Source organism: Streptomyces spongiae (genome assembly GCF_009377185.1).
Taxonomy (GTDB): Bacteria; Actinomycetota; Actinomycetes; order Streptomycetales; family Streptomycetaceae; genus Streptomyces; species Streptomyces spongiae.
Genome location: NZ_VJZC01000698.1, coordinates 1 through 4,710 on the forward strand (window position 1 = coordinate 1; position 4,710 = coordinate 4,710).

The 4,710-nt window shown below is 68.4% G+C and carries 7 protein-coding genes; 2 read left to right on the plus strand and 5 right to left on the minus strand.

The annotated features are described in order from the left end of the window. Window positions 1-251: 251 nt before the first annotated feature. Both FNH08_RS44830 and FNH08_RS44835 read right to left on the minus strand, forming a co-directional pair. Complete coding sequence (locus tag FNH08_RS44830; protein ID WP_152777253.1) at window positions 252-443, minus strand: DUF397 domain-containing protein; 192 nt, start codon at window positions 441-443, stop codon at window positions 252-254. Continuing rightward, the gene (locus tag FNH08_RS44835) at window positions 440-1,255 is read right to left on the minus strand and encodes a helix-turn-helix domain-containing protein (RefSeq protein ID WP_322726464.1); all 816 of its coding nucleotides are present in this window, start codon (window positions 1,253-1,255) and stop codon (window positions 440-442) included. Before FNH08_RS44835 ends, FNH08_RS44830 begins: the two co-directional genes overlap by 4 nt. 78 nt (window positions 1,256-1,333) lie before the next feature. Between FNH08_RS44835 and FNH08_RS44840 the strand changes: the two genes are divergently transcribed. Then, a complete protein-coding gene (locus tag FNH08_RS44840; protein ID WP_407704576.1) occupies window positions 1,334-1,735 on the plus strand; it encodes a hypothetical protein in 402 nt (133 codons plus the stop codon). 61 nt (window positions 1,736-1,796) lie between these two features. Then, window positions 1,797-2,513, plus strand: a complete 717-nt coding sequence (locus FNH08_RS44845) for a sulfite exporter TauE/SafE family protein (protein ID WP_152777258.1) — start codon at window positions 1,797-1,799, stop codon at window positions 2,511-2,513. Between the two features lie 82 nt (window positions 2,514-2,595). On the opposite strand, the gene FNH08_RS44850 is transcribed toward FNH08_RS44845, so the two are convergent. From FNH08_RS44850 to FNH08_RS44860, 3 genes are all read right to left on the minus strand, one after another. Further along, window positions 2,596-3,258, minus strand: coding sequence for a DUF5063 domain-containing protein (locus tag FNH08_RS44850; RefSeq protein ID WP_152777255.1), 663 nt, complete (start codon window positions 3,256-3,258; stop codon window positions 2,596-2,598). Further along, window positions 3,251-3,850: a recombination mediator RecR gene (gene recR / locus FNH08_RS44855; RefSeq protein WP_134034580.1), complete on the minus strand. Its 600-nt coding sequence runs from the start codon at window positions 3,848-3,850 to the stop codon at window positions 3,251-3,253. The genes FNH08_RS44850 and recR overlap by 8 nt, the downstream gene beginning before the upstream one ends. Before the next feature lie 131 nt (window positions 3,851-3,981). Then, window positions 3,982-4,326, minus strand: coding sequence for a YbaB/EbfC family nucleoid-associated protein (locus FNH08_RS44860; RefSeq protein ID WP_322726465.1), 345 nt, complete (start codon window positions 4,324-4,326; stop codon window positions 3,982-3,984). Window positions 4,327-4,710 lie beyond the last annotated feature (384 nt).

The following is a 4,710-nucleotide window of genomic DNA, read 5'->3' on the forward strand; positions in this document are numbered from 1 at the left end:
GGGCTAGGGTGGGCGTAAGCCACGATCGACTCGCATTCGATCCGTAGGTCTAGGCCCTGGCGTTGGTGTTGAGAGCACCTGCCGGGGCCGATCTATTTGCCGTGAACCTAGAGCGATTTCACGCTTCGAAGCAAGCCGATCACGGAACGTCACCCTTTCGGGTTACGCCCCTTCAACTCACGTACAAGCTTGGTTGGTTGGGTTGGATTTTCCCCACCCAGAACCCAATGGAAGAGCTCGAAGCCCGAGGCTCAAGCCCCGGGCTGAACTGCGGAAACGAAGGCCCTCCAGGCGGAGGCCGTGATGTGGAGCTGCGGGCCCGAGGGGTTCTTCGAGTCGCGGATGTGGATGGTGGTTCGGGGGGCGGGGAGGGCGACTTCGACGCAGGCGCCGCCTTCACCGTCGCTGTAGCTCGACTTGAACCACCTCAGCTGGTCGTTCATAGCTCTCCCACCATCCGCTCGATGAAGCGCGCCGACTCGTCCGGGTCGAGGGCCACAGTGCGGATCATGCTAAGCCGTTCGGTCTGGGCACTCACGAGTCCAGGGTCGACAGTCAGCTGACTCACAGAAGGCGCCTCCGTGTACGCGAGACGCTCGTGGTCCTTGGTCTCCAGCAGCACCATCTGACCGTGCAGCGCGGCGGTCATGGCCTGCTTGTAGGGCAGCACCTGAATCACCACGTTGCGCAACTTGCCGACCTCCAGCAAGTGCAGCAGTTGCTCCTTGTCCACGTAGGGACCACGTAGAGCCGCTTCGTACAGAACGTAACTGCACCCCACCAGCGGCTTCCGCGTGTGGATCTGCTGCCGCGCCACTCGCGCCGCGACGCGTTCCTCGACGGTTTCCTCGTCCAGGGCGGGAATGTGGTCGCCGATCAGCTTCCGTGCGTACGCCTCGGTTTGCAGGGGACCGGGGATCAGCGTGGGCTCGTACCACCAGAGGTTGATCGCCTCCTTCTCGTGCTGCATGAAGTCCTGCGCCCGAGCCGGAAAGGGCTCCCTCTTCAGGTACTCCTTCGCCGCACTCAACAACCCCTCAGCCCGGCACAACTCATCCGCCACATCAAGCACCCGGGGCGTCGGCATCCGCACACCCTGCTCCATGGACTTGATCGTGTCCGGGGAGTAGTTGGACGCGGCGGCCAGCTCCTCACGGCTGACGTTCGCCTTCGTACGCCACCGCTTCATCTGGTTGCCGCCGTAGCGCCAGGCAACCGGGGGCAGCTGGGAGTTGGAGTTGTACTGGCCCGACACAGCGTGCACCTCCGACCGATACACACCCGCGCGTATCACCTCAGTCGCTACCCAGAGTAGCCAATCAGTAGCCACTGTGTGGCCATGACCAACGCAATTCACCGGCCCGAATGGGTCCCGGTCTCAGGGCATCAACTCCGCGTGACCGGCGTGCACTTCGACGCCGTTCGGATCGAGGGTGTACGAGGGGAGGTGGCCGCCGAACGGCTCATCGAGGCGGCCGGCGGGGACGTGGGGCCGATCGTGTGTGAGGCGATCGGGTTCCGATGGGTGTACTTCCTGCTCGCGCCGGGTGAGGTGCGCAGACACGACTGGCCCCTCGGCGTGCAGCGGTTCGGTGGCAGAGGCGTGCGTACCGTCACATACATCGGGATCCCGGCGCTGGACGGGAACACGTGGCCGCTGCGGTGGTACAGCGAGCCGACCCCGACGGCGCCGTACGTCGATCCCTCGGCGCTGCTCGGAGCGACACAAAGCTGAGGCGAGGCATTGATCACGTGCCCTCGGCCGGGCAGGATCCCGAGCTGTGACGGACGGGTGGATGGGCCAACTACTGCTGGCGGCAATCGTGTTGCTCGGTTCCTCCGTGCAGTGGCTCACCGGTATGGGGTTCGCCCTCGTCGCCGTGCCCGCTCTCGTGCTCGTGCTGGGCCCCGCCGAAGGGGTCGTACTCGCCAACTGTGCCGCCGGGGTCATCAGTGTCGTCGGGCTGGCCGACGGGTGGCGGAGGGTGCGGTTCGGCGCCATGGTGCCGTTGTGCGTCGCGGCCGTGTGCACGGTGCCGGTGGGGACGTGGGTGGCGCGGCGGTTGTCGGAGCCCGCGTTGATGGCCGGCATGGGTGCTCTCGTCACCGTGGCCGTCGTGTTCGTGATGCGGGGCGCGCGGGTGGCCGCCCTGCGTGGCGGTGGAGGTGCGGTCGTCGCCGGGGGCCTGGGCGGGTTCATGAACTCCGCCGCCGGAGTCGGGGGGCCGCCCATCTCCCTGTACGCCCTCAACGCCGGGTGGACCGTGAGGGAATTCGTGCCCAACGCCCAGTTCTACGGGGTCGTCGTCAACGTCGTGTCCGTCGCGTCGAACGGGCTCCCCCAGCTCGCCGCGCCCGTCTGGGCCCTCGCCGCCGGTGCGATGGCCGTGGGCGCCCTGGTCGGGAGGTCGCTCGCCGGGCGCGTACCGGAGAAGCAGGCGCGGGTGCTCGTCCTGCTGCTCGCGCTCGGCGGGGGGCTGAGCACCCTGGGCAAGGGGCTGTGGGGGCTGTGACGGCTGTGAGCCCTCCGCAGCCCCCACCGCCTTCAGCGTGTGCCACCAGGGCCGGTCCGGTCGTCGCTGATCGGGCCGCCCGCTACCTGACCTTCCGCAGCCCCAGCGGTCCCGCGATCTCCTCCGCCATCACCCTTCCGGCCTCGAACTCCAGGGTCTCGTCGCCCATGCCCGCCTGGTCGGTGTCCAGGCCGTCCAGCTCCGCCAGGGGCTGGTTGAGCCTGACGTGGGCCAGGAGGGACTGCAGGGCGCGCAGCGTCGCGGACGCCGTCGAGCCCCAGTTGGAGAAGTACGAGAACTGCCACCACCACAGCGCCTCCGTCGTGCGGCCCGCGCGGTAGTGGGCCATGCCGTGGCGGAGGTCGGTGATGACGTCGGCGAGGTCGTCGGAGATACGGGCCGGGACCGGTGCCTTCCGGGGCTCGTACGGGTCGAAGACCTCGGAGTAGACGTCGATCGGGTCCAGCAGGCGGGCCAGGTTCTCGCGGAGCTGGTCCACGTCCTGCTCCGGGCCCATGTCCGGCTCGTACCGCTCCTCCGGCACGATGTCCTCGTGCGCGCCGAGACGGCCGCCGGCCAGCATGAGCTGGGAGACCTCCAGAAGGAGGAAGGGGATCGCCGATTCCGGCTCGTCGCCCTTCGCCACTTCCGTGACGGCGACGAGGAAGCTCTCTACCTGGTCCGCGATCTGGACCGCGAAGTCGTCCGGGTCCTGGTTGGTCGCGTGCAGCGTGGCGTCAGACATCTAGGAGTCGTCTCCCCTCGAAGGCGCGGCCGAGAGTCACCTCGTCCGCGTATTCCAGGTCGCCACCCACCGGGAGGCCGCTGGCCAGGCGGGTGACCTTGAGGCCCATGGGTTTGATCATGCGGGCGAGGTACGTGGCGGTGGCCTCGCCCTCCAGGTTCGGGTCCGTGGCCAGGATGAGCTCCGTGACCGTGCCGTCGGCCAGCCGGGCCAGCAGTTCCCTGATCCGCAGGTCGTCGGGCCCTACGCCCTCGATCGGGCTGATCGCGCCGCCCAGGACGTGGTAACGGCCTCGGAACTCCCGCGTGCGCTCGATCGCGACCACGTCCTTCGGCTCCTCCACGACACAGATCACGGCGGGGTCGCGGCGCGTGTCGCGGCAGATGCCGCAGAGCTCCTCCTGCGCCACGTTCCCGCAGGTCGCGCAGAAGCGGACCTTGGCCTTGACCTCCATGAGGGCCTGCGCGAGGCGGCGTACGTCGGTCGGCTCGGCCTGGAGGATGTGGAAGGCGATCCGTTGCGCGCTCTTGGGACCGACGCCTGGGAGCCTCCCCAGTTCGTCGATGAGGTCCTGGACCACGCCTTCGTACAACGGACTGCCTGCCCTTCGTGCCGACCCTCGCGGAGTCTGTCAGTTCGTACGGTAGTTGGCCCGTGCCCCTCTGAGAAAGGCAGGTCCGGGGTTGCGCGGAGGGCGCCCGGGGGCGCCGGCACCGGGCGGTGTCAGAACGGCAGGCCGGGGATGCCGCTGCCGCCGCCCAGGCCCTGGGCGAGGGGGCCCAGCTTCTGCTGCTGAAGTGCCTGCGCGTTCTCGTTGGCCGCCTGGACCGCCGCGACGACCAGGTCGGCGAGGGTCTCGGTGTCCTCCGGGTCGACGGCCTTCGGGTCGATGACCAGGCCGCGCAGCTCGCCGGAGCCGGTCACCGTGGCCTTCACCAGGCCGCCGCCCGCCTGGCCGTCCACCTCGGTCCTGGCGAGCTCCTCCTGCGCGTTCGCCAGGTCCTGCTGCATCTTCTGGGCCTGCTGGAGCAGCTGCTGCATGTTGGGCTGGCCACCACCGGGGATCACGATCAGCTCCCTTTGCGGGTTCTCTGTTGCGGGTTCTCTGTGTGCGGGTGCTTTGTTGCGGGTTTTTCGCTGTGGGTTTTCGGGTTCTGCTACGGGTTTTACGGGTCCCTCTCGGGCCGTTTCCCGCCTGGCACGAGCCTACGTGGTCGACGTTGCCGTCGCCCATGCACTCTTTCGGGTGAGCCCCACGGGATCCGATACCTGATCAAGGACCTCGTCCGGGCGGAAAAACGATGAAAGCGCCGCCGTCGCCCGCCGTTGGACGCTAGGAACGGAGCGTTACGTCCCGTCGGGTCGGCCGGGTGCCGGCGTCGTCAGCAGCACAGCAGTAGGGAGTGCCGGGTGAGCCAGCCGGAGATGCAGCCCGAGGGAGCGTCCCAGGAG